17 protein-coding genes are annotated in these 26,919 nt (G+C 39.8%); 4 read left to right on the top strand and 13 right to left on the bottom strand.

All coding sequences use genetic code 11. The annotated features are described in order from the left end of the window. Positions 1 to 33 precede the first annotated feature (33 nt). The 3 genes from H9565_RS03675 to H9565_RS03685 form a co-directional block, all read right to left on the bottom strand. Entirely contained in the window at positions 34 to 729 is a 696-nt protein-coding gene (locus H9565_RS03675; RefSeq protein ID WP_215437628.1) for an ABC transporter ATP-binding protein, read from the bottom strand. 62 nt (positions 730 to 791) lie between these two features. Further along, entirely contained in the window at positions 792 to 2,042 is a 1,251-nt protein-coding gene (locus H9565_RS03680; RefSeq protein WP_215437631.1) for an efflux RND transporter periplasmic adaptor subunit, read from the bottom strand. A 43-nt stretch (positions 2,043 to 2,085) separates the two neighbouring features. After that, a complete protein-coding gene (locus H9565_RS03685) occupies positions 2,086 to 3,399 on the bottom strand; it encodes a TolC family protein (RefSeq protein ID WP_246560261.1) in 1,314 nt (437 codons plus the stop codon). Between the two features lie 250 nt (positions 3,400 to 3,649). Between H9565_RS03685 and H9565_RS03690 the strand changes: the two genes are divergently transcribed. Further along, on the top strand, positions 3,650 to 5,017 hold the full coding sequence (locus H9565_RS03690) for a sigma-54-dependent transcriptional regulator (RefSeq protein ID WP_215437637.1): 1,368 nt from the start codon (positions 3,650 to 3,652) through the stop codon (positions 5,015 to 5,017). Positions 5,018 to 5,030: 13 nt separating this feature from the next. Beyond that, complete coding sequence (locus H9565_RS03695) at positions 5,031 to 6,377, top strand: sensor histidine kinase (RefSeq protein ID WP_215437640.1); 1,347 nt, start codon at positions 5,031 to 5,033, stop codon at positions 6,375 to 6,377. Between the two features lie 10 nt (positions 6,378 to 6,387). On the opposite strand, the gene H9565_RS03700 is transcribed toward H9565_RS03695, so the two are convergent. From H9565_RS03700 to H9565_RS03720, 5 genes are all read right to left on the bottom strand, one after another. Continuing rightward, on the bottom strand, positions 6,388 to 6,723 hold the full coding sequence (locus tag H9565_RS03700; RefSeq protein WP_215437643.1) for an MGMT family protein: 336 nt from the start codon (positions 6,721 to 6,723) through the stop codon (positions 6,388 to 6,390). After that, the gene (locus tag H9565_RS03705) at positions 6,723 to 7,352 is read right to left on the bottom strand and encodes a LysE family transporter (protein ID WP_215437647.1); all 630 of its coding nucleotides are present in this window, start codon (positions 7,350 to 7,352) and stop codon (positions 6,723 to 6,725) included. The genes H9565_RS03700 and H9565_RS03705 overlap by 1 nt, the downstream gene beginning before the upstream one ends. 2 nt (positions 7,353 to 7,354) lie before the next feature. Further along, entirely contained in the window at positions 7,355 to 8,023 is a 669-nt protein-coding gene (gene trmB, locus H9565_RS03710) for a tRNA (guanosine(46)-N7)-methyltransferase TrmB (protein WP_215437649.1), read from the bottom strand. Between the two features lie 10 nt (positions 8,024 to 8,033). Then, the gene (locus tag H9565_RS03715) at positions 8,034 to 9,110 is read right to left on the bottom strand and encodes a sensor histidine kinase (protein ID WP_215437651.1); all 1,077 of its coding nucleotides are present in this window, start codon (positions 9,108 to 9,110) and stop codon (positions 8,034 to 8,036) included. 111 nt (positions 9,111 to 9,221) lie between these two features. Further along, on the bottom strand, positions 9,222 to 9,908 hold the full coding sequence (locus H9565_RS03720) for a response regulator transcription factor (RefSeq protein WP_215437653.1): 687 nt from the start codon (positions 9,906 to 9,908) through the stop codon (positions 9,222 to 9,224). Between the two features lie 178 nt (positions 9,909 to 10,086). Between H9565_RS03720 and H9565_RS03725 the strand changes: the two genes are divergently transcribed. Then, on the top strand, positions 10,087 to 12,930 hold the full coding sequence (locus H9565_RS03725) for a TonB-dependent receptor (RefSeq protein WP_215437654.1): 2,844 nt from the start codon (positions 10,087 to 10,089) through the stop codon (positions 12,928 to 12,930). Positions 12,931 to 12,980: 50 nt separating this feature from the next. Next, positions 12,981 to 15,215, top strand: a complete 2,235-nt coding sequence (locus tag H9565_RS03730; protein ID WP_215437655.1) for a hypothetical protein — start codon at positions 12,981 to 12,983, stop codon at positions 15,213 to 15,215. A gap of 110 nt (positions 15,216 to 15,325) precedes the next feature. On the opposite strand, the gene H9565_RS03735 is transcribed toward H9565_RS03730, so the two are convergent. From H9565_RS03735 to H9565_RS03755, 5 genes are all read right to left on the bottom strand, one after another. Next, positions 15,326 to 16,429 (bottom strand): acyltransferase family protein, encoded by a 1,104-nt coding sequence (locus tag H9565_RS03735; protein WP_215437657.1) that lies wholly within the window; start codon positions 16,427 to 16,429, stop codon positions 15,326 to 15,328. 13 nt (positions 16,430 to 16,442) lie between these two features. Next, entirely contained in the window at positions 16,443 to 18,251 is a 1,809-nt protein-coding gene (locus H9565_RS03740) for an alkaline phosphatase (protein WP_215437659.1), read from the bottom strand. Positions 18,252 to 18,326: 75 nt separating this feature from the next. After that, positions 18,327 to 19,916, bottom strand: coding sequence for a RagB/SusD family nutrient uptake outer membrane protein (locus tag H9565_RS03745; protein ID WP_215437661.1), 1,590 nt, complete (start codon positions 19,914 to 19,916; stop codon positions 18,327 to 18,329). A gap of 19 nt (positions 19,917 to 19,935) precedes the next feature. Beyond that, the gene (locus tag H9565_RS03750; RefSeq protein WP_215437663.1) at positions 19,936 to 23,001 is read right to left on the bottom strand and encodes a SusC/RagA family TonB-linked outer membrane protein; all 3,066 of its coding nucleotides are present in this window, start codon (positions 22,999 to 23,001) and stop codon (positions 19,936 to 19,938) included. Between the two features lie 178 nt (positions 23,002 to 23,179). Then, positions 23,180 to 26,902: a two-component regulator propeller domain-containing protein gene (locus H9565_RS03755; RefSeq protein WP_215437668.1), complete on the bottom strand. Its 3,723-nt coding sequence runs from the start codon at positions 26,900 to 26,902 to the stop codon at positions 23,180 to 23,182. Positions 26,903 to 26,919: the final 17 nt, after the last annotated feature.

A 26,919-nucleotide genomic window follows, 5' to 3' on the forward strand; every position in this document is an offset into this window, starting at 1 on the left:
TTTTGAATTACTTTGATTGATGAATAAACTCCTTTACATAATGGCACCAATAGCCCTGTTCTGGCTTTCGGTAACAATTTGACCGTCAAATAGATTTACAACTCTATGAGCGTAATGCGAATCTCTATCGGAATGCGTTACCATTACAATAGTGGTTCCTTCTTGATTAAGTTCCGTTAATAGGTTCATGACTTCTATACCGTTTTTGGAATCCAAGTTTCCAGTAGGCTCATCGGCAAGAATCAATTTTGGGTTGGTTACTACCGCTCTTGAAATGGCTACACGTTGCTGTTGACCGCCGGAAAGTTGTTGTGGAAAGTGCTTCTCCCTGTGTGCAATTTTCATACGCTCCAAAACCTCGCGTACTTTTTGTTTTCGTTCCGCTTTACCCATCTTTAGATAAATTAAGGGCAGTTCTACGTTTTCATAAACCGTTAGCTCATCAATAAGGTTAAAGCTTTGGAATACAAAGCCTAAATTTCCTTTTCTTAATTCTGTGCGTTGGCGTTCCTTAAGGCGACTTACCTCATGACCGGCAAATTCATAGGAGCCTTCATTTGGGCTGTCTAGCATGCCTATAATGTTAAGTAATGTAGATTTTCCGCAGCCGGAGGGCCCCATAATGGCAACGAATTCGCCTTCTTCAACTTTAAGGTTTACGTTATTCAGGGCCAAGGTTTCTACCTCTTCGGTCTTGAAACTCTTTTTAAGATTTTTTATCTGTATCATTTTTTAGTTTGATTTTTGTTGTTATAAAGATGATGCTTTGTGTGTAAAGTGACAGTTAATTGCTATTTTAAAACTATTTTTTCGGCTTCGCCAAAAGAGTCATAGTTACTGGTTATCACTTTCTCACCGGCTTGGAGGCCTTCAATGACTTCGTAATATTTTGAATTCTGTTTTCCTATTTTAATATTACGTTTTATGGCTTCTCCACCATCCGGGGAAACTACGAATAGCCACTGCCCACCAGTACTTTGGAAAAAGCTTCCTTTGGGTAATAACAAGGCGTCACTAGATTCTCCCAATTGCAATTTAATGTTGTAGCTCTGTCCGGTACGGATGGTTTCAGGTTTCTCTTCCGTAAAGACCAAGTCTACTTTAAACCTCCCGTTGCGTACCTCGGGATATACCTTTCGTACCCGCAGCGGAAATTGCTTGCCGTTGCGCTCCAAAACGGCCACTAAGTCTCTTTTTACCCGATCAATATAGTGTTCATCTATATTCGCCTCAATTTTATAATCCGTAAGTACGTTTACTTGCCCAATTCGTTGTCCTTGAGTAATATTTTGGCCTATTTCTGCATCAAGAAAACCTAGTTGACCGTCTGCCGGTGCACGTACATTCAGGTGGTCTAGCCGCTGATAGACCATACCCAGTGTTTTCTGCATTCGGTTAAGGTCCGCTTCCAGAACGGGCAAGGAGGTTTTTCTAACTTGGTCATCGTTTTCGGTCTGTACTTTTATGATATCGTACTGTTTTTGAGAAAGTTCGTAGTTTTCTTTTGCGGTAAGATAGGCTTCCTTTGATATGAGTTCCTCGGCGAACAGGGCTTCGTTTTGTTCAAAATTTCGTTTTAATCGTTGTAATTCCGTGGCCGCGGTAGCCAAAGACCTTCGCCCTTCAACTTGTCTTGAGTCAAAAGTTAACTTCGTAGAGCGTAAATCGTTTTGCTTCAGGGCCAGCCCACTTTCGCTTTGTAGTATTTGCTCGTACAGGTTAATATTATCCAGTTTTAGGATTATATCTCCTTTCTTGACGATAGCGCCTTCTTCAATTAGCTTTTCACTAACCCGGCCCCCTTCATAGGCATCCATGTAAATGGTGGCAATTGGAGCCACATTGCCGCTAATGGTAATGTAATCATCAAACTTACCATTGGTTATTGAGGCTATGGAGAGTTTTTCCTTATCAGTCCGAAAAGTAGAGACGGAGCTGGCGAAAAGCAGTTGATAACCCACAAAAAGCAGTAGTATTGCCAGTGCAATGTAGCCGTAATGTTTGGGGCGTAATCCTTTTTTCTTTTCTAGTTGTATATCCATTGTGCTATATAATTGTCGTTTTTAGCTAGTCTTTATTTATTCTTTATTCAATATCAAAAACCGGTAGGCCTCGGTAAAACTCCAAAGTGCTTTGATTGATTTCCGACCTGAGCCTTACCTGCAGGTTTTCATTTTGGGCACTGGCAAACAAGTTTTTGGCAGTAAATAATTCCAAGGCATTAATAAGGCCTTTTTCATACCGCTTTTGTGCAATGGTAAAAGCCAGTTCCTGCGCTTGTACTTTTTGTGCGCTCTGCTCGCGCTCAACCTCTAGGGATTGATATTCCTGTACCAATTGTTGAATGGTCTGGTAGACGAGTTGTTCCTGTACCTTTAAATTGTTTTCGGCTCGTAATTTTTCAATTTTCTGTTGTTTGATACGGGAACGAGCAGCCCATCCATTACTGATGGGTACGCTTAAACTTACCCCTATAAACTGCGATGTATTATCTCGGAACTGGTCCCTAAAAGGAACGGTAACACCAAGTGAATCTCTTGTGGTCTCAAAATATCCGGTGGAAATTCCTGAGAATAAAGATAGTGACGGGTATAAGGAACCTCTTTCTATGGCCAGTTGCTTTTTGGCAGCTTTTACCCGTAACTCTTGGGCCTTGAGCATGGGCATAAATTCTTTTGCTTCAGCATATATACTGTCCGATTGTACATTAGGTGAATTTTCGGGTTCCATGGTATGGTTTAGGCCGTCTTGTACCTCTATTTCACTGGTTCCTTCTAGATTCATTTCTTGTATCAGTTGAAGCTTAGCCGCGGCTAATTGGTTTTTACTTTGTGTAAGGTTTAGTTTGTCCGTAAGTAATAACGATTCGGCCTCGTACAGGTCGGCTCCGGCTTTGAGTCCTAATTCTATTTGTTTGGCAACCAGATCGTAATTGGATTGGGATACCGTCATCTGTTCTTTTGATATGGCTACTAATCCTTTAAAAAATCTAATATCGTAAAAAGCCTGCATTACTCTAAAAGCCAGTAAGTAACGTTGCTGTAGATTTTCTTCTTGAGTAGCTTTATACAGAAGTTCGGTAGCCTTTATGTTATTCATTTTCTGAAATCCCCTGAAAAGGTCAACAGAACCTTCTAGCGTGTAACGGTTGGAGAAAAAATCTGTAGTAACCACATCATTGGTAAAGGGATCGGTACTACGTCCAAAATTGATTACATAGTTTCCGGAACCCGTAACCGTGGGCAAAAGGTTACGAATAGACTGTCTATAGGTCTCCTCATTGGAATTGGTGTTAAAAGAATAATCTTTCAATTGCAGGTTGTTTTCTAAAGCATAGGCCACACAGGCATCTAAGGTCCACGAATCTTGGCCGGCTAGTTTGGCGGAGATTAGTAACAAAATCCAAATTAAGTATTTAAAAATAATGCTCATAATATATCAAGTGTGCCAAACTTAATACGATTCCCGTGCCAATATATTAAATAACTGAAAATCAACATATTGTAAATTTGTATTTTGTTATTGACGTTTTGGTTTGTAAAATATGTGTACAGCAAGTGTCAAATTTTTAGACACTGTTAAAAATTTATAATATTGAAATTGTAGTTTTACTAGGTGCCGTTTTAGTTTACGGTAGAACAAGATTACTATGGTAGATGCAAAAATTTTGATTGTTGATGATAACAAGAGCGTTCTTAGCGCTCTTGAAATATTGTTGCAATTTGAGTACAGCTCTATACAGACCATTTCAAATCCTAACCAGATAACGTCCTTCCCAAATCTTAATGAAATAGATATGGTGCTGTTGGATATGAATTTCTCGGCTGGGGTAAATACCGGAAATGAGGGGCTGTATTGGTTACGGGAGTTACAGAAAAAAGCCCCACAGACTTCGGTTGTTATGATGACTGCCTATGGTGCGGTAGATTTGGCCGTAAAGGCTTTGAAAGAAGGAGCCTCTGATTTTATTCTAAAACCTTGGAACAATGATAAGTTATTGGCCACCGTAAAATCTGCCTATGAACTTAGAAAGTCCAAGAAGGAGGTTAAGGAGCTAAAACAGAAGGAAAGCCATTTAAAGCAGGTTATCAATCAAAATAAGAATTACATCATTGGCAATTCAAAAGCCTTGAACGCAGTGCTAAAATTGGTGTCTAAAGTTGCTAAAACCGATGTAAATGTTCTGGTTACAGGAGAAAATGGTACAGGAAAGGAGTTGATTGCTAGGGAACTTCACAAGCTATCTAGCCGAAATAACGAAGTTTTTATTTCCGTGGATATGGGCTCCATTTCAGAAAACCTATTTGAAAGCGAACTTTTTGGCCACACCAAAGGTTCTTTTACCGATGCCAAAGAGGATAGGGCAGGTAAGTTTGAAGCGGCAAATGGAGGAACTCTTTTTTTGGACGAAATAGGAAACCTCTCATTGCAGGCGCAAGCTAAACTGTTATCCGCCATTCAGAACAGGACCATTGTTCGGGTGGGTTCCAATAAAGCTATTCCGGTGGATATTAGGTTGATATGTGCTACGAACGAAGATTTGGATAAAATGGTAGCGGACGGTCTCTTTAGGGAGGATTTGCTCTACAGGATAAATACCATTAGAGTAGAGGTGCCGGCACTTAGGGAACGCGATCAGGATATTTTGGTCCTGGCTGATTTCTATTTGAAAAAATTTACTTCTAAATATGGTAAACCTGGACTTCGTATCAATCAAGCGGCACAAGATAAATTAATGGGGTATGCTTGGCCAGGAAATATCAGGGAGCTTTTGCATACTATTGAAAGAGCCGTAATCCTATCGGAAGGGAATATACTAAAACCCGAAGATTTTTTACTGAGCAATAAATCTACGGTTGCCACAAATTTAAACGGTCCCAATACCTTGGAGGAAATGGAACTCTTAATGATCAACAGTGCTTTGGAGCAAAATGATGGTAACTACAGTGCGGCCGCAGAACAATTGGGGATTTCTAGGCAAACCTTGTACAACAAGTTAAAGAAAATAGGGAAATAAGCACATTTAGCAAATGGTAAGTAAACACATTTATCTGCAATTAATTCTCCGTACGGTTCTCTTGTCCTTGACCGCATTGGCAGTAGGATTTTTGTTTTTTGGGGAAAAGTACATTTTGGTAGGTTTTGCCCTATGCTTGCTTGTAGTGCAGATCTATTCGCTTATTTACTATGTAAACCAGACCAACCGAAAAATAGCATATTTTTTTGATGCCATAAAGAATGAGGATTTTACTCTTCGGTTTCCAGAAAAGCTAAGTAGTAAATCATTAAAAGAACTGAACCATAGCCTTAATATGCTCAACGCTATGGTGCAAGATATTCACCTTAAAAAGCAGGCCCAGGAACAGTTTTATCAAGAAATTTTAAAACAGGCAGATATTGGGATTATGACTGTCAACCCCAAAGGGCATATTCTTTATGCAAATCCTACAATTGAAAAATTGCTGAACTATCACCCCTTGAACCATGTGAAGCAATTAAAGCAAATAGACGAAAAATTGTATGCCAAGTTTCAAGATCTACATCCGTTTGAAAGCAGTATTCATCAGTTGACCAATGAACGTGAAAAGAAGGAACTGGCCGTAAAAGCTACAGCAATGAACCTTGATGGCGAGCCTTTGCTATTGGTGGTGGTCCAGGATATACGTAAAGAACTGGACGAGAAGGAAACGGACTCTTGGGTGAAGTTAATACGGGTGCTTACGCACGAAATTATGAATACCATTACCCCCATAACCTCTATTTCGGAATCGATATTAAAATATTATAAAAAGGGAGAAAATTTACTGGCCATAGAGGAATTGCAAGAGCAACATTTGCAGAGCACGGTTAAGGGGCTTGAAGTTATAAAGGGACAAGGAAGCGACTTGATGAACTTTGTGCACTCTTACCGTAAATTTTTAAGTGTACCGGAACCTGATAGGGAATTGATACGTGCGCAAAACTTTTTGGAGAAGGTAAAGCTCTTATTGGATAATAAATCCGGAGTAGACCCAATTGAGATTTCAATTACCATAGATCCGCAAGATTTGGAACTTTATATTGATGTAAAGCAGATTACTCAGGTATTGGTGAATTTGGGCAAAAATGCACAGCAGTCCATTGGCAATCAACAAAACGGAAAAATTGACCTTATAGCCGGTATCAATAGAAAAGGAAAGAAGTTTGTGCAGGTGCGAGACAATGGCCCGGGAATTCCTGAAGACCTAGTAGAGGAAATCTTCGTTCCTTTTTTCACAACTAAAAATACGGGAACCGGTATAGGGTTAAGTTTGTCTAAGCAGATTATGCGCTTGCATAAGGGAACCATTCAAGTAATTTCCCGGGACCAGACTGTTTTTACACTCACTTTTGATTAAGGTAAGAATTTTAACCTAGCTCCTTAAAAGGATCCCAAAAATGCTTTTCAAAGTTGATGATTTGATTGTCAACTACGGTTATTCCTTCATTTTCCAAGAGCTGCTGCATAAGGTTGGTGCCGTCAAAATGGTGTTTTCCTGTAAGTAGTCCAATTTTGTTTACCACTCTATGGGCGGGTACATCTGGCATACTGCCGGCTCCGTTCATGGCCCAACCTACCATACGGGCACTACGGGCGGCACCTAAATATTTGGCAATTGCACCATATGAGGTAACACGACCTTCTGGAATGAGCCGGGCCACTTCATATACTTTTTGGAAGAAATTTTTGTTGTCAGGATTCATTAGAGAAATATAATTCTTAGAATGGTTATAATCAATAGAACCAACATAAGAGCACTAAGAATATAATTGCTGTTCTGCGAAAATCGATTTGATTTGTGCTCAAGCTTATTGAAGTAAACGGTATACATATAAAGCACGGTAAAAGTGCCCGAACCTGCCGCTAGAATAAATACAAGAATATCCCAAACTTGAAACTTGATCCAACCGGAAGCATTCCACATAATATTAAGTCCGCTATAGTAGGGTATGGTCAATAGATTTAACGCTGCTAAAAGTACGCCCTTAAAAAAACTATTCTTTTTACTAACCTTTACCGCTTTTATTTTCTGTACTTTATTTCTCTTGGCGGCTACAAAAAAGTATACCATAAAAAAGGCAAAAACCACTACCGCAATTTTGAGAAGTATATCTACAACTTCAGGGTTTTTATGAAGGAATTTTGAGATGTAAACTGCTATGGTTGCTTGTAGAATAACCATTACAGCTACTCCCAAGCTAAAAATAATTCCGTTCAGTTTACCCTTTTCTACACTAACCTTTGCGGCATTCATGTTCAAAAGACCAGGAGGTACCGTTGCCATAAAAGCTGCCGAAAAAGTAGCAAAAAAAAGAATCAAAAGATGCTGCATGCTTAATGTACCTTGAATTGAATATAGGTAATGGGCTTACCTTTTTCAAGATACTGTTTTTCGTAGAAAGTCTGAAGTTCCAACACTTCTTTTGGACTGCCCTCATTTTTGTACACATCATGGTTGGCGTAGTTCACTTCCAATCCTAGACCATGTAGTAGTCCTAAGGTATAACCGTGCATAAATTCGCTATCGGTTTTTAGGTGCATAAGACCATCTGGGCGTAAAATTTTCTTGTATTTGGCCAAGAAAGCCTCGTTGGTCATTCTATGTTTTGTTCGCTTGTATTTTATTTGGGGATCGGGAAAAGTTATCCAGATTTCGGAAACCTCGTCTTGGGCAAAAAGTTCGTCTATAAGTTCTATCTGTGTCCTTAAAAAAGCTACATTCTTAAGATTGTCCTCCAGAGCGGTTTTTGCACCTCTCCAAAGGCGAGCCCCCTTTATATCTATACCAATGAAATTTTTACTAGGGTCTTGTTTGGCCAGCCCTACGGTATATTCTCCTTTGCCGCACCCTAATTCTAGTACAATTGGGTTGTCATTTCCAAAAAAATCATTCCACTTTCCTCTTTTTTCGAACCCCTGCTTTACTGCATCCCGGTTAGGTTGGATTACATTTGAAAAGGTTTCGTTCTCTTTAAACCGCTTAAGTTTGTTCTTGCTTCCCAATAGTGTAAAATTAAATTTTAGGTAAGACTTTAGTCTCGGTATCAGTTTTTGCTTTTTCCAAAGTAAATGAAAATTCCGAACCTACGTCTATTTCACTTTCTACATATATCTTTTCTCCGTGTGCCTCTACAATATGTTTTACTATGGCAAGACCAAGACCTGACCCACCTTCAGTACGGCTACCGCTTTTGTCTACGCGGTAAAAACGTTCAAATAGGCGTGGTATATGTTGTTTGGGAATACCTTCGCCATTATCGGTTACCCTAACGATTACTTTGTTTTTGATGAGGTTTTCTACACTTACCTCGGTAGTGCCATTGGTATGGCCGTATTTAATTGAATTTACCAAAAAGTTGGTTACTACCTGTTGTATTTTTTCCTTGTCCGCAAAGACCATTATGGGTTCATCATACTCCATATCAAAAGTGAGTGTGATTTTCTTCTTTGCCGATTTCATTTCTAAGAGGTCAAAGACATTCTGTATAAGTTCAATAATATCAAACGGTTCTCTTTTAAGATTAAGGTCTCCCACCTCTAATTTGGTAATGAGGTCTAAATCCTTAACAATATATATGAGCCGGTCTACGCCTTTATTGGCTCTTTGCAGATATTTACGGCGTACATTTTTGTCGTTAATGGCACCATCCAAGAGCGTTTCTATATAACCTTGAACGGTAAAAAGAGGGGTTTTGAGCTCGTGCGATACGTTGCCAAGAAAATCTTTTCTGTATTCCTCCCTAATTTTTAAGGTGTCTATTTCTACACGCTTGTCTTGGGCAAACTTCCCTATCTCTTCGGTTAGGGTTTTCATATCGGTCGTTATGGGGCCTGTGCTAATAGATGATGATTCCAGCATGGCAACATCATCATAAATCTTTTTAATACGACGATAAATGAACCTTTCTATTCGTATCTGTAAAACAATGAAGGCAATAGGGAATAGTAGTAGGGCAGAAATAATGATTGCCGTCCAATTAAAAGCATTGAAAAGATGTAGGAACAATGCCAAAAGCGAAACAAATGCCACGGAAATCATAAAAGAAGACCTTAGCGCAAAGCGATATGACCTTCTTAGCTTAGCGGACATAAGAAAACGGTTTTGTTTGTGCCAAAAAACGGGTATATATAATCATGGAACGAGTCACCGCCCAAAATTACTACAAAAAAGACGTATAACTTAATTAATGGACAGACTTAATTAAAGAACAAACTTGTAGCCAACCCCTTTTACGGTCTTAAAATGCTCCTCGCCAATTTTTTCTCTAAGTTTTCTAATGTGAACGTCTATGGTACGCCCACCAACAACAACCTCGTTACCCCAGACCCTGTCAAGAATAACTTCTCTTTTGAAAACTTTACTAGGTTTGGAAGTGAGTAGGGCCAAAAGTTCAAACTCTTTTCTAGGAAGAACAATCTCTTCGCCGTCGTTGATTATTTTGTATTCCTCTCTATTTATAATAATGTTACCTACGGTTACAATATCATCTTGTGGGGCCGCTTCTTCCTTTAACCTTCTTAAAAGTGCTTTAACCTTACTTACTAGAACTTTTGGTCTAATTGGTTTGGTAATATAGTCATCCGCACCGGCATCAAAACCTGCTACTTGGGAATAGTCTTCGCCACGGGCGGTAAGAAAAGTAATGATGGAATTCTCCAGTCCGGCAGTGGCACGAATGGTTTCGCATGCCTCAATACCGTCCATTTCTGGCATCATTACATCTAAGATAATTAAATGCGGTTGTTTTTTCTTTGCCATGGCCACACCTTCCACTCCGTTCTTGGCGGTAAAGACCTGATAGCCTTCTGCAGTAAGATTATAACCTACTATTTCTAGTATATCCGGCTCATCATCAACAAGTAATATCTTAATGTCTTTCTTTTTCATAAGGTCTGTAAAGATGGTTAATTCGTCAAAAGTAAATATAATACCGACATACCAAAGTCTCTTAACGTTGATTTAATATAGTAACATAAACCTAACCTTATTGCAATAAAGGTTTAACATACACGTAACTCGACTTTTACTTCACGTGGCGTTATTTGCGGCGTTATAAAACTAGATAATGAGACTAATATACTTTATTGCCCTTTGCCTTTTTTCAATTCAATTAAGCGCCCAAGACACTGGGAGTATTATCGGTAAACTTACTGATAAAGAGATGAATGACGATCCCTTGCCATTCGCTAATGTAGTGATAAAAGGAACTACTACAGGTACAACTTCAGATTTTGATGGACTTTATGAAATAGCAGGTCTTGAGCCGGGAACTTACGTTGTATCTTATAGTTATTTAGGATATGAAACTGTAGACATTCCAGATGTAGTGGTTGAAGCTGGAAAAGTAACAACAATAAATGTGCCGATGAGTGCTGGGGGCGGATTTGAATTGAGTGAAGTTGTGGTAACCACGGTTTCCAGAAAGGATTCTGAAATGGCACTTTTACTTGACCAGAAAAAAGCGATTACCCTAGAAACTTCTATTGGTGCCCAGGAATTAGCGCGTAAAGGTGTTAGCGATGCGGCCACTGCAGTTACTAAAGTAACGGGAATTTCTAAAGAAGAAGGTTCCGGAAACGTTTACGTAAGAGGTTTGGGAGATAGGTTCAATATTACAACATTGAACGGGCTTCCGTTACCTTCTAACAACACTTCAAAAAAGAACATCGATCTAGGTGTTTTTACTTCAAGCATTATAGAATCTATTGGAATAGATAAGACATACAATGCAGCCAATTACGGAGATTTTGGTGGAGCAAACGTTAATATTGTTTCCAGAAATTACAACGGTGATGGTTTTTTTGATGTTAGTGCCTCTGTTGGTGGTAACACTGAAGCCTTGGGTGTTGATCAATTTTATTTGAACGATGGTCCTGATTTTTCAGGATTCTATAACGCGGATATTCCAAACAATCCGTTTTCCGATACTTTTGATACCAGTTGGGACAGGGAAGCTGTGGGTACTCCGGTTAATTCAAGCTTTTCACTTAAAGGAGGTGACTCCTATACTATAGGCGAAGAATCTAGGTTGAGCATTTTTGGGGTAGCGTCTTTTAGTAACAAGCATAGTTATAACGAAGGTATCAACAACGGTCAGCCAAACGTTGGTAACGGTCTTCCTAACTCTGCTTTTGACTTTACTACTTTTGATTATTCTACGGCCACTACATTAATGGGTAACGTAGGGTATAGAATTAATAATGCCAATAACATTAAGTACAATCTATTGGTATTGAACAACTCTAGCCAAAAGCAACAAGAGTTTTTCGGAATCTTGGATAGGGAAGATGATGCACCAGAAGGTGGTGGATTTATTCAACGTGCCACTTTTGAAAGAACCACTTTATATGTACATCAGTTATTGGGAGAGCATAATCTTTCAGAGAATATTGATGTGAATTGGGGAGGAGCCTATAACTACGTAAAAAACTTAGTTCCGGACAGACGCCAAAACACGGTTTTACCGGTACGGAACAACAATCCTGATGGTCCTAAATCATTTGCATTGGTTTCGGCCGCTTCTGAAAACCACCGCTTTTTCCAAGAGTTGGATGAGCAGGAAATTGCAGCTAACCTTTCGGCTACCTACAAGTTTAAAGAAAATGAAGACGAAGGTTTTGATGGAAAATTAACTGTTGGTTATAACGGTAGGTTTAAGTCGGTAGATTTTGATGCAACACAGTTCAACTATCGCTTTTTAAGACCAAATGATCAGCCAGAGGTAGATATTAGACAGATTGATCAATATTTTGATCAAAACCCGTTAAGTGCAGGGCTTTATCAAATAGGAACGTTTAGAGGTGGGGCTTCTATCCCTGGATCTTTAAATCCACAGACCTTTGGTGGGGAACAGCAGATTAATGCGGCTTTCGTTACTTTGGAATACAAGTTCAATCCTAAACTTACTTTGTTTGCAGGTTTAAGAGGAGAACAAATAACTCAGGAGATTGATTGGAATACAACATTTGGTGAGGATTCAAGTAAATTGGATACGTTTGAGTTTTTGCCTTCTTTGGCCCTGAAATACGAATTGAACGAGAAGCAGAACTTAAGGTTTGCAACAAGTAAGACCTATACTTTACCACAGTTTAAAGAAAGAGCACCTTTCTTGTTTCAAGAAGATATTACCCAGGATTCTTACGGTAACCCAGATTTGCAGAACTCTACCAACTACAATTTTGATTTAAGATGGGAGCTTTTCCCTACTTCAAGCGAGATTCTTTCGTTTGGCGTATTTGCCAAGTATATAGAAAACCCTATCAACACTTTCCTTGTGGTTTCTGCGGCAAACGATTTAAGTTATGCCAACACAGGAGATAGCGCTACCGCTTTTGGTGTGGAATTGGAAGCTAGAGTAAACCTATTTGAAAATGAGATTGAGATTGCCGATGATTTTCTTGAAGAAAGATTAAGTCTTGGTGGTAACATCTCTTACTTGAACACCAACCAAAAATTACAATCGGAAAAAGTGGCGAACGAAACCAGTTTGGCAGCAGCTTTTACCAATACAGAGGCGCCGCTACAAGGTGCATCGGATATTATTGTAAACGGAGATATTAGTTTCTACAAAGAACTTAAGAACAACAAAGACCTTAACGCCACTATAGCGGCTAACTATTTTTCAGAAAGACTTTATGCTCTTGGTAGTACGGGACGTGGACATTTGATGGATAAAGGGTTTGTAACGTTGGATTTCATTTCGTCCATGCAATTGAACGAACACTTTAAAATTGGAATTAGCGCTAAAAACTTATTGAACCCACTTATTGAAAGAGTTACTGAGAACGCAGAAGGAGAATTGGATACAGTAAACCCGGCAGTTCCTGGATTCTTGGAAGATGGTCCTGTAACCGATTTGTCTTATAAGAGAGGGTCTGATTTATCCCTTACGTTAACATTCAGCTTCTAAATACGAGTTTTAACCATAATAAATTACCTAACTATTTAAATTTTCAGAAAATGAAAAAAACAATTTTCTCTTTAATGCTAAGTCTAGCTGCAATGACCTTTGTGGTTTCTTGTAGCGATGATGACAATTTGCCGACAAACGACCCCACTTGTAGTGATGGTATAAAGAACGGTGACGAAACTGATATTGATTGTGGAGGTTCTTGTGAGCCGTGTTCTACAACTGGAACTTCTGAAGACTTAGAAGGCGATATTACCGAGGATACAGAATTAGATGCAGCTACGGCCTATAACCTTACAGGTGCTTACATAGTTAAGTCTGGAGCTACATTAACTATCCCTGCAGGTACTACTATTAAAGCCGCAGGTGGTACAGCCGCTTTTATTGGTGTTGAAAGAGGTGCAAAAATAAACATTAACGGTACAGCTGCTGCTCCTGTAGTGCTTACTTCAGGTTCTGCTAGTCCTGCCCAAGGAGACTGGGGTGGTTTGGTTATTGCCGGTGACGCTCCAACCAACAAAGGTGTTGACGTTACTACAGAGGTAGGTGACCTTACTTACGGTGGTGCAAACGCTGCGGATAACTCTGGTAGTATTACATACTTGAGAGTTGAGTATACCGGTGCTACTTTCTCTAACGATAAGGAGTTTAACGGTGTTTCTTTATTCGGTGTAGGTTCTGGTACTACTTTTGAAAACGTTCAGTCTTACATGGGTGGAGATGACGGTATCGAGTTCTTTGGTGGAGCTGTTGATGGTGTTAACCTTGTTTCTATAGGTAGTGGTGACGATTCAATAGATTTTGCCGATGGATGGACAGGTAACGGTACAAACTGGTACATTGCCGAAGGTGCTAAAGCTGGTATTGAAGGTTCTAACAACGGTGATGATGGTAACGCTACTCCTGTAACAACTACTACATTGAAAAATATTACAGTTGTAGGTCCAGTAAGTGAAGGTGCCCTTTTCTTCAAAGAAGGTGGTGGTAACTTTACTGTTGAAAACTTCTTTGTTAGTGGTGCTGATTTGGGTATCAACGTAAAAGATACTGATACTGAAGCCAATGCTAGAATTGATGCTGATGATCTAATGATTTCTAACATTCAATTTGCTGATACTCCAGCTGAGTTTGCTGCTACTAATTACGCAGGTACTAATGCTGACTTCTACGTAGAAGGTGTGGCTACAGGTGCTGGTAACGGTGCTGCTGCTCCTGACTGGGCTGCTGGTTGGACTATTGGATTGAGCAATAGCGCTGCTGCTTCTCAGTTGAACCTTGCCGGTGAAATTTCCGGTGATGTTGAGTTAGACGCTAACGTAGAGTATCTTTTAACTAGCGGATTCGTTGTTAAAGAAGGTGGTTCGCTTACAATTCCTGCAGGAACTACTATTACTGCAACAGGTGGTACTGCTGCTTTCATAGGTGTTGAAAGAGGTGCAAAAATAAACATTAACGGTACAGCTACTGCTCCTGTTGTTATGACATCCGGTGCTGAAAATCCTGCCCAAGGAGACTGGGGTGGTTTGGTTATTGCCGGTGACGCTCCAACCAACAAAGGTGTTGACGTTACTACAGAGGTAGGTGACCTTACTTATGGAGGTGCAAACGCTGAAGATAATTCAGGTAGCATTACATACTTGAGAGTTGAGTATACCGGTGCTACTTTCTCTAACGATAAGGAGTTTAACGGTGTTTCTTTATTCGGTGTAGGTTCTGGTACTACTTTTGAAAACGTTCAGTCTTACATGGGTGGAGATGACGGTATCGAGTTCTTTGGTGGAGCTGTTGATGGTGTTAACCTTGTTTCTATAGGAAGTGGTGACGATTCAATAGATTTTGCCGATGGATGGACAGGTAACGGTACTAACTGGTACATTAAGGATGGTGCCAAAGCTGGTATTGAAGGTTCTAACAACGGTGATGACGGAGACGCTACTCCCGTAACAACTACTACATTGAAAAATATTACAGTTGTAGGTCCAGTAAGTGAAGGTGCCCTTTTCTTCAAAGAAGGTGGTGGTAGCTTTACTGTTGAGAACTTCTACACAGAAGGTGTTGATTTAGGTATCAACGTAAAAGATACGGATACTGAAGCTAACGCTAGAATTGATTCGGATGCACTTTCAATTACAACTATTGAATTTGCTAGCCCTGCTGCTGAGTTCAGTGCTACTAACTATGCTGGTACCAACACAGACTTCTACACAGAAGGAGATGCAAGTGGTGCAGGTAATAAGGCTGGTGAGCCTGATTGGGCTGCTGGATGGACTGTAGGAATCAACTAAGAAAAACGATTTCAACTTTATATAGGAAACCCCGCTATTGCGGGGTTTTTTTATGTCCTGTTTTCATGTAATACAAGTATTATTTTACAAGCTTCGTAAATAAGCGGCAACTAGACCTTAATGTAGATTTTTTTCTTGTCCAACCAAAAGCCTATACTCCAGCAAAAGAGCATAAAAACCAAAGCAAAGGCCAGAGAACCAAAGTAAGGACCGATCCAACTAAAACCTTTTTCGTACACATAGCTATAAAGAGATTGTTCACCATTAACCCGGATAAAGAGGGCGCCAATGGCTACATATTCCGAAAGTAGATAAATGAAAAGGGGGTTCTTCCCAAATACTTCAAAGAAATTGTAGTTAACGGGCTTTTTTACAAAGTCTATGGTGTAAATAAGAACGGATAGCACTACAATGTCTAGACCCACGGTGAGTGTTACAAAAGAGCTTGTCCATAATTTTTTGTTTACCGGGAAACCTAAATCCCATAGATAAGCAACCGCCAATAGACCGGCACCCATCAATAGCATTTTTGCCAGCTTCTCGTAATTCATCCCGCCATGAATAATATATTTTCCTATAAGATAGCCCACTAAGACGTTACAAATGGAAGGCAGTGTGCTTAAAAGTCCTTCTGGATCAAACGGTATACCATTGCCCATATATAGATGGCTGTCGCCTAGTATAAGACGGTCTACGGTTCTGGCAAAGTTTCCTTCAAGGGTATAGTCGCCAAATGCGGACAACAGCCCCCAGTAGCTTAGTAATAACAAAACTGAAGCTATAATCAGCTGCCTATTGGTTAAAAAGTATATCATCACGGCACCAATGAAGTAACAGAGGGCTATACGCTGCAGCACACCTAGAATTCTAGTTTCGCTAAAAGGAACAGGGGTTAGTTCCCCTGTTTCGGTCCAAGAGAAAAAGGGTATCCAATACATGGTATACCCGAGCAAAAATATGAGTAAAGTGCGCTTTGCAATTTTTTTGAATACTTCGGAGAAAGGCTTTTCTCCCCATTTGGTCTTTACAAAAGCAAAGGCGTTACCTACGGCAAATAAAAATGAGGGAAAAACCAAATCGGTAGGGGTAAAGCCGTGCCACTTGGCATGTAACAGAGGTGAAAAGGTAGAGCTCCAGTCGCCAGGGGTATTAACAATAATCATCAGGCATACGGTCAATCCCCGGAATACATCGAGTGCTTTAAATCTTTTCATGGGTCGGTTACTTTTAGTTATCCCCTAAGTTAAGCGCTCTTTTGATCTTTTCAAACAAATGGTTGTTTTCATACGTTCCTTGAAACAATTGTGAGCCGGGGCCATAGGCAAAAACAGGAACCATAGTGGCCGTATGGTCATAGGTAGTAAAAGTGCCCTCAATGATACCTTCTTCTAGGTTGCCTTGGGGAATACTAAAACCAGAAGTTTCATGGTCTGCCGTAATGATAACCAAGGTGTTGCCGGAAGTATCCGCAAACTTAATGGCTTCGGTAATGGCTCTGTCAAAGTCAATTCCTTCGGTAACGATACCACCTACATTGTTATAGTGCCCGTTGCTGTCTATTTGGGCGGCTTCAACCATTAAAAAAAACGGTTTGTCCTTAGAGTTCAAAAATTCAATACCATTTTTGGTGGCTATGGCTAGTGCATTACCACGACCTTCCAAAACTCCGGGCACTCCTTTTTCAGAAAGAAAATGACCTATTTTTTCGGATTGGTCCTTCCCTATTTCATCAATTTTGTTCAGGATATTGAATTCAGTCTTTTTCCAATCGAATTTAAAATCCTTGGCTCCGCCTCCCACAAAAAGGGACAAGTCGCTTTTTAAAAGGTCACTGGCTATTAATTCTGTATCTGAACGGTCTTTTTGATGGGCATAGAAAGATGCGGGCGTTGCTCCCGTAACATGATCGGTAGTTATGATACCGGAGACAAAATTATACTTAGAGAAATATTCCGGCATGTTTTCAACGGGTTTCCTTTCCGGGTCAAGCCCAATAGCCCTATTGTAGGTTTTAACACCTGTGGCCAAGGCAGTACCAGCCGCGGCCGAATCCGTAGTAAAATCATCTGAAGATTGAGTTTTTAGAAAACCGATACTCTTTAATTGCGAAAGGGTAAGTTCACCTCCATTGGCCAAAACAGCCGATGAAATCTGGTTTAGACCATTACCATCACCAATTAGCAGAATGACATTTTTAATAAGTGTGTCTTTTTGGTCCGTAGCATAAGTAGGACGGTAAACTTCTGAGCTTAATATATTTTTATAGGTGCGTTTTTCAAGGGAGTTCAAATATGTGGGGCATTTATAGGGCATATCCGTATTTATGATATCCACTCCTAAATCCGAAAAGGCTTTCCACGCAGTTTTTGAATCCGGTGTGCCCCAAAAACGAAACGGTTTACTGAGGTTGTGGGCCTTTTTTATAGCTTCGGATACTGATTTGTAATCTTCTTGCGTAAGCCTGCCCTTGCCATTCCATTCCGAGTAATTTTTGAAATCAACACTTATAAAAGCTACTTTTTCCCAATCACTTGTATCAAGGTCGCTTTCTAACTTTTGATGGTCAAAATACAAATAGTTGGGGTAGGAGTCATAGGTGTTGGCATTGGGCCTATGACCAGAAATCACAATCTTTATATCAGGTCTTGATATGATTTCAGGATATTTTTTAAGTTCGGCCAGTATCTTTTTTAAAGTAGGCTTGGCATCGGATTTAATATCCAACATTAAAGTAAGGTTGGTGGGGTTGCCAATGTTGTTCTCAATGGCGTATTTTAAAGGGTCAAGATAAAGCGTCCGTAAGGTTCTGCCCTTTGTAATTTCTGCTTCGGTATGGGTTACGTTCAGTTGTCCGTTTTTCAGGAAAATATCAGCCTCAAGAATATCAAGACCGTTTGAATATGCTTTCCAAAACGGTACGTTCTGTAGATAGTCGTTGTGCGAATGAATTAGGGTTTTTCTGCTGTGTTGTGCATTAAGAAAGGTAATGCAAAAAAGCGCCAATAGGAGAGAATACTTTGTTTTAAATCTATACATACTTTAAAATTAAGAAAAGAGTGCCCCGTTAAGAGACACTCTTTCGTAAATAAAACTAAACTAACGAACTAATTACTACCATCCTTTGTTTTGGGGGATTCCGGATGATTCAATTACTGTACTAGGTATGGGCCAAACATTCATGTACGAAGCATCAAAATTTCTTGCAGGCCATACAATTTCTGAGGTATATGGTGAGTCTGGATTGGAACGGTCTGTATAAATACGGCCGTAGATGGGTTGCGCATATACTTCTGCGGCATCGCCCCAACGAACTAAGTCAAAATGCCTGTTAGCAAATTCGCCGGCAAGTTCAACCCTTCTTTCGTGTTTTAAATCTTCCATGGTAGCGTTTGCAATAGCTGGAAGACCTGCTCTTTCCCGAACCATATTTAATGGGGCATCTCCATTTTTACCATCCATGATAAGTGCTTCGGCCTTCATAAGCAACACTTCCGCGTAGCGCATTAAAGGAACATTATAAATTGTTGAAGGGTCATCTCCATTACTGTTCAAATAAGTTCCGATAGGATTTTCGAACTGGAATTCGTACATGTACTTATTGAACTGAAAACCGGATAAGGAGTTTTCCGATTGGTACCTTCTGGTTTCACCGAAAAAAGTAAATTCATCACCAAAATTCAGAACGGTAACCGCTTTTCTGGCATCGCCATCTTCAAACTCGTTATAAAGTCCTTCGGAAGGAGTGTAATAGCCCCAGCCATTGTATTTACCCCAGCCTTTGTTTTCAAGCATAACACCTGTTAGGATACTACCTTTATCCACTCCGGAGTTAACTGACCAAATGTACTCGCTGGTCCAATTGTTCAGGTTGCTGTGCAGTTCACGGAAATCTTGAGATGGATTGCCCGTATTAATCAATGCCCTTCCCGAACCACTGTTGGTAACCGCATCTGCATATTTTACAACTTCAGCATATCTAGCGGCGTCATATTGTGCCCAATAAAGATTGGTTTTGGCCATATACGCCAATGCGGCATCTTTATGCGGGCGGCCATAATTTTCGGATGAATAGTCTGTGAACAACGGTAGCAGTTCTGAAGCTTTCATTAGATCTGCTTCTATCTGTTTGTAATTTTCAACCACACTTGCCGGTCTGGAATAACTACCGGGTTCATCGTTCATGTTTTCTTCCGTAACAATAGGAACTCCACCATTGTTGCCGTTGTCTCCATAGGTATGGGCTACCCAGAAATAGCTAAAAGCGCGCATAAAATAGGCTTCTCCCAAATATTGGTTTTTTAGCGTTTCGCTGATGTCCATATTGGGGATGTTCAAGATAATATCATTGGCGCGGCGGATTACCTTGTAGCTTTTGGGGTAACAGGTAGAGGTGTAACCTCCTTCACCACCAGTGATGTTAAAATCCTTGATATTATCGGCGGAAGCTTTAATACGACCAGTAATCATATCGTCCGAAGCATTAATGTACCAGAAGAATCCTCTTGAGAACATTTCTTGGTCCGTCATGAATTCGTACATACTGTTAACCGCTTCCGCAGCATCTTGTTCGGTGGCCCAAAAGTTAGCATACGAGGTGCTTCCCAAAGGGTCAACTTCGGTAAAATCGTCCGAGCACGTAATTAGGTTAAGACCGGCAAAGCCTATTGCCAAGCTCATTATTTTTATTCTATTGAATTTCATTTTTCTAAATGTTTTGTTGTTAAAGCGATAAAGACAATCCTGCCGTAATTGTTCGGGAAAGAGGGTATCTGGCAATATCCAATCCTTTGCCACCAACCTCGGGGTCAATTCCTGTGTAATCCGTAATAGTGAATAAGTTTTCCGCAGAAATGTAAAAACGTAATGATGAACCAGGCAATACGGAATTCATAATGCGGTCATTAATAGTGTACCCAAGGGTTACGTTTTTCATTCTTAAGTACGAAGCGTCTTCAAGGTACCAGCTAGAAGCTAGTCCAAAGTTCTGGTTGTCATCTTTTGTAGATAATCTTGGAGTTGTTGCTCCGGTATTTGAAGATGACCATGCGTCTAGTACCCTGTTGTCTAAGTTATATCCGGTAAGTGATGCGTTATAGGTGGAAAATTTGTAGCCGTTAAACACTTCAACACCAGAAACCCCTTGGAACAACACGCCTAGGTCAAATTTCCTTAAATTTAGGTTCAAGCCAAAGTTATAGGTAAAATCTGGCTGGTAACTATCATAGAAAATCTTATCATTATCGTCTATTTTTCCATCATCATTGCTATCCGCAAATTTAAAATCCCCAGGCTGCGCGTTAGGTTGAATTAAATTGCCATCTTTTACATGGGCATCAATTTCTGCCTGATTTTGGAAAACTCCCAGTTGAGGTACTACATAAACAGAGTATAAAGCTCTACCTACTTCTGAACGATAAGGTCTAAGAACCCCTCTAACATTGTCCGTATGGGCAATAAAATCTATACCACTTTTATTATAACCGTCTAGGTTTACCAACTCATTGTCCAGCACACTGGTATTGGCATTAACCGTGAAATCTAGCTCTCCTATTTTGTTAGAGTAACTTGCGGATATTTCAAAACCATTGTTTTTAACTTCTCCTCCGTTAACATCTGCAGCGCTCGTACCTTGGTTAAGGTCTTCAAGACCAGGAAGAATCATTCCTTTGGTGCTTTTTTCAAAATAATCAAAAGTAAGGCTTAACGTGTTGTTGAAAAGTGCGGCGTCCAGACCAAAGTTAACAGATTCCGATACTTCCCAATTTAAATCGGGGTTAGATTGCTTGCCCACAAATGCACCTTTGTCATCAAAAGAGGCATCTTCGCCAATGGTTACTACGGTTGTATTCAACGGAACATCAAAAGAGTAGTAGCCTACGGAATTAATATTTCCTATCTGCCCCCATGAAGCCCTAAATTTTAAATCGTTAATAGCTTCAACATTAAAGAACGATTCGTCCGATAACCTCCAGCCTACGGTGGCAGATGGAAAATTGTCCGCTTGGTTGTTTGCGGCTAGACGAGACGTTTGGTCCCTTCTGATGCTTCCTGAAATAAAGTACCGGTTTTTGAAATTGTACATAACCCTACCAATGGCAGATGTTAGTGCATCTTCATAAACTTGACTGGAGGGGTTTCGTATAATGGAAGCGTTGGATAAGTATTGGTTGAAGGCTTGTTCGTTGCTAAATCCTTCTCCCTTACTGGTAAGTTTTTCAAAGTCGGTATGCTGTGAGGAATAGATAGCGGTAACATCAAGGTTGTGATCGCCAAATGATTTCTTATAGCTTAACTGGTTGTCCCATACCCAACGGTTGGTTGTAGCGTTACTTTGCTCAAGATAGTTGTTAGGGTTGGAGCGACCTAGTTCCGGTACTTTGGGCTGAAATCTTTTGTATTCGGAATCTGTGTAACTATAGGAGTAAGTAGTCTTAAAAGTTAGACCGTCTACAATATCATATTGTAAAAAGACATTGGCATTTAAAAAGTTTGTAGGAGCTGTAGTAGTTGGTCTTAACAACAAGGCTAAAGGGTTATACACATCTCCGTACGCCCCTGCAAATTGGGAAAGGTTCTCTGGGGCAACACCTGCAAAACTACCATCTTCATAACGGGTAGGAGAGGCAGAAGGCATGTAAATGGCGTTTATTATGGTTCCTGAATATGGGTTGTCCGTATTGGTTCCTACGGCTTCGGTTTTTGAGAAATATACGTTTTCGCCTATTTTGATTTTATCGGAAAGGTCAAAATCTGACTTCACTCTAAAGTTATAGCGCTCTGAACTTGTTCCTTCTAAAAGACCGTCTCTTTTGGTGTATCCAAATGAAGTTAGGTAGTTCATGCTATCGCCTGCGCCACTTATGTTAACATTTGCATTGTTGATGCCTGCAGGTCTAAAAATAGCGTCTACCCAATTGGTACGGTTTACTTGCCCATAAGGGTTTTGTTCTGGGTCGTGAGCAGATTGTCTTGGGGTTCCGGCGTTGTCCGCTGCGGTATTGTAAACCTGAGATTGCTGTTGCGCCGTTAACGGAGTAGGTAAGTTTGTAGCTTCTTGTATACCACCGTAATAATCTACGGTTACACGAGGTTTGCCGGACTTTCCTTTTTTAGTTTGAATAACGATAACACCGGATGCGGCTTGAGCTCCATAAATAGCAGCCGAAGCAGCATCTTTAAGAACGGAAACGGATGCTATATCGTTAGGGTTTATAGCAGGCCCGTAGTAAGGAACACCATCAACTACGGTAAGCGGACTTTCATTGGCGAAAGTTCCCAGCCCCCTAATAACAACGTTGCCACTAGCGGTAGGATCTCCTCCTTGAGACAATACGGTTACACCGGCAACATTACCCTGTAAAAACTCTGTAACGTTGGATACAGGCCGGGAAGCAATTGTCTCCACGTTGTTTACTGTGGCAATGGCCGTGGTTAAATCGCCTTTTCTGGATGAGCCGTAGCCTATAAGTACTACTTCATCTAAAAAACTGGCCTCTTCGGTCATAGCGATGTTTAAGGTTTCATCTCCGGAATATGGTATTTCTTGAGTGGCAAAACCCAAAGAGGAGATTACTAACGTTCCGTTTTCTTCGGAAAGATTCAATGTAAAATTGCCATCAAAATCAGTGGAAGTACCCACTTGGGAATTTCCTTTTACAATAATTGATGCGGAAGGAATGGGCATTCCGTCCGTTTCGGAAACTACCGTTCCCTTTACTGTTACCTGCGAATAAGAAAAGGAAAGACATCCTAATGTTATTAGCAGAGATAAGTACACTTTTTTCATTTAGGTAGAATTTTAAAATTGGTTATCTACCAAAAGTAGGTGGAGACGTTTCTTTACCAGATGAAAAAAGAATCATAAAGGTGTACTTATGACTCAAAAATGGGGTTGTATGGTTTCTTTTTGGTGCACTTTGGTTACAGTAATCCTAACGTAACCTTGTGATAATATGCGGTTAACACTAAGGTTGAGCCATTTTTGCCCTATACCCTTTTGGACTATAGTCAAAATTCTTCTTAAATAGACGGCTAAAATACTTTGGGTCGTTAAAACCGCACTCCGTACTTATTTCAGAAATGTTCAATGAGCGGTTTTGGAGGAGATATTCCGCTTTTTGCAATCTGAGTTTTATAATTACGTCGGAAGGGGATTGTTGCAGTACTTCTTTAAAGGCGCGGTAGCATTTTATTTTGGATACGAAAAGCATTTCTTTCAACTTCTGAACGTTGAAGGATGGGTCGTGAAGGTTTTCATTTATAAGCTTCAGTGCCTTTTTTACTAATTTTTCATTAACGGATAAAGTTTGGTCCTCTGTAAAAGGTGTTTCTAAAAACAAGTGTTTGGCACTGTGATTGGCAAATTCTTTTCTAACGGATAGTAGTTTTGTGAGCTTACTTTGAATAAAAGATTTGCTAACAGGCAACTGTATAAAAGCATCAACACCAAGCTCAGTGGTCTGTATTCGTAGGGCGTGGTCAATATCTTCGGATATGTAAAGGGTAGGAAGCGCCATTTGTTTTCCGTTGTTCTTGGTAAGATGAAACAGTTGGACCAACTGCTCGTCAATGGTAATGTTGTACAACACCAAGCAGTGAATGTTCACAAGCTTAATAGCGGAGGAAATTGCTGCTGAGGTACGTTCAAATACTAAATTGTTTTCCGGGTCGTCAAACAGCTGAAAGGCAGGTAGGTAATCGTTGTCGTTACAGAATATAAGGATATTGTTTTTGTCAGATGGTAGTTTTTGGTTCAGGTCTAAGTGTTTCCATAATACCTCTTCCGTTTTTTGATTGGTGTCCACGACTTTTATAGGCAACAGTGCAGAAATGGTCAGGGTTTCTTCGTTTTTTACGGTCAGAGTCCCTTCCATGGCCGTTAATAGGGTGTTAGCAGCTCTATAGTAAGGACTATAATGCTGTATGCTGAAAAAATTATCAATAAGGACTTTACTATTTGATTCAATAACAAGTTCTAATGACGTATCTACCGTTCGTACAATTACCTTTAAAAAGCTGTTCTTGGAAATGTATTTTAAGATGTCATTAAACAGATATTTAAAAAATAGTTTAAAGCGTAGAGAGTCCAACTCAACCCATTGGTCTTCTATGTTTAAGGAGTAATCTAAGTTTATTTTTGATTTTTTGGCGTGCGCAGAAAGTCCGTCAACTAAGATTTTTATGGATTGCTTTATTTTGGTTGCCGATTTTTTAAGTTCGCCAATATCTTTGGAATTGGTAAGGTAATCCCATTCCGAAAGTAATGTAATCAACCTGTTGGATTCGTTGTTTATATTCTGTTTTACGCCTTCATTTTGCTCAAGTTGTTTTGAGTTCTCTATAATCTTGGAAACTGGTTCCTTAAATTCGGACAGGACGAAGGTCTTAAATTTTTCAATTTCAAAATCTTCATTTTTAAGCTGGTGATAGGAATTTAAAAGCTCCTCTCTTTGGCGGTTTATTTCCTTGTTCTTCTCATCTAAGGTTTCGTTTACTTTAACTAATCTTTCCTTTTGGCGGTTTATGGTTTGCGTTCGTTCTTCAATTTTAAGCTCTAGTTTTTTCTGGTTTTTTGCAATATTTCGGTTTCGTACCAATACCCAACCCGTAAATGCTAAAAGAGTAGTGGCCAACAGCAAAATATAGAACCAAGGAGTTTTGTAAAATGGTTTTTGGATTACAATAGGTATACTTTTAAAAGCAAGGTCTTGGGATAAAGAATTTTTCACTTCAAAAATGTATTCTCCATCGGGCAAATCCGTGTAGTGAATAGGGGAATCCGAGAAGGATTTAAACTCACTGTCATATCCCACCAATTTGTAGAGTATCTGATTATTGGGGTCTTTAGTAAAAACAATGGGCTCTATGGATACTTCTATAGAATTTTCGGTATAGTTTTTTGTTATGCCTTGGGAAAAATCATTGCTATTGTCAATATGCACTTTAAGCTTGGGGAGCTCTTTGGTAATATTGATAGTTGTGGGGGAAAAGTGGTTTAGGCCATTTATTCCGGCAAAGAATATAGAGCCTTTTCGATCTTGGTAATAGGCGCCTTCGGAGAATTCCCTGCCTTGCCAGCCTTCGTCCATATTTAAAGACGTTACAGAAAAGTCATTTCGGTCAACGGCAGCTATCCCTTTGGTAGTGCTTATCCAGATTTTATCGCTATCTAAAAGCATACCATAAACCATGTGACTTGGTAATCCTTCTCTTTCGGTAATATTATGAATCAGGCGGTCTTTCTTGTCATATATACTTATGCCACCCAAACTGGCAATCCAGTAATGTCCGGACTGCTTGTCCTTAAAAGAGGAATAGACGCTATTGCCCAAAATACCGTCATTAATCGTAATGTCTTTTAATGTTCCTGAAGGGATGTCCAATAGAAGTAGACCTTCGTTCTCGGTACTTATCAGTAGTTCGTTATCTGCGTATGCTATATTTCTAATATGGTAAGAACTTAGGGCTTCTTGTCCTTTAAATGATTCAAATTGATTTGTTTTTAAGTTGAATTTGGCCGCTCCGCCCCAGCAGGCTACCCATATATTGTTGGCATTGTCTTCTTGAAAGGAGTAGTTTCTATCATTGGGCAGCTCCGGGATATTTTTTGATTGGTAAAGTGAATAACTTCCGTTTTTTATCCGGATAATGCCGGCATAGGTGCCAATCCAGATTTCTCCCGATTTATCAGTGTACAGTGAACGGATGCGTTCCCAATCCGAATTTTTTGCCACCTCTTTGATCTTGAACTTTACAAAACATTCTTTTGTTTGATCATAATAGAATACGCCTTTTGTATAGTACCCCAACCAAACACGACTTTTAAAATCTGTTGTAATGGCACGTATAGTTTCGTTAGGTAGGTGCGGGAATTCGTAGGGATGGGGCGTTATGGTCGTAATCTGTTCGGAGCCTGTATAGGCCATGCTTAGTCCGCCATCTTTATGTCCTAACCAAATGTTGCCAAAACCATCTTCATATATTTTCTCTACCTCATTACTTTTAAAGCTATAAGGGTCATAAAGGTCATGGAAATAATGGTCTATTTGCTCGTTATCTCTATTACTTGCATTGTTTGGAATAATATAAACGCCGTTCTTTCTTGTGGCGTACCAGATATTTCCGAATCGGTCTTTAAGAACATCGTTTATAATTGAATTTGGATATTTGCTGAGCAAGATGCCCTTAAGTATGCCTTTGTCTTCTTGCTTCTCCTCAACAAATTCGGATTTAACAAATTTTCCTTCCGTAAATGTATAGCTGGACTTACTGGTTTTTATTCCAATATTGCCATTTTTAGTAAGCGTTACGTATTTGGGTGCATCATCAAAAACAAAATTTTGAAACTGTCCGTCACCAATGTACCTGCTTAGCTTTTTCTCTTTGGTGAGTATCCAAATATGGCCCTCGCGGTCTTTTTTTAACCTTTCTATATTGTTTCCGGCTATTGACTTGGGGGTTTTTAAGTCGTGTTTGTAAACCGTAAACATATTTCCGTTATAACTATTAAGACCGTCCCAAGTTGCAATCCACAATAACCCATCATGGTCACTAACAATATCTGTAATGGAGTTGTTAGAGAGTCCGTCGTTAGTACTAAGGGTCTTGAATTTTATGTGCTGGGCAAAAACAGATGTGCCCAGCATCCACATAAAAAGAGTTAAAAGAAGGAGAGGGGACCGTTTCATACTACTGCTTTTTATTG

Source organism: Zobellia russellii (assembly GCF_018728565.1).
GTDB classification, from domain to species: domain Bacteria; phylum Bacteroidota; class Bacteroidia; order Flavobacteriales; family Flavobacteriaceae; genus Zobellia; species Zobellia russellii.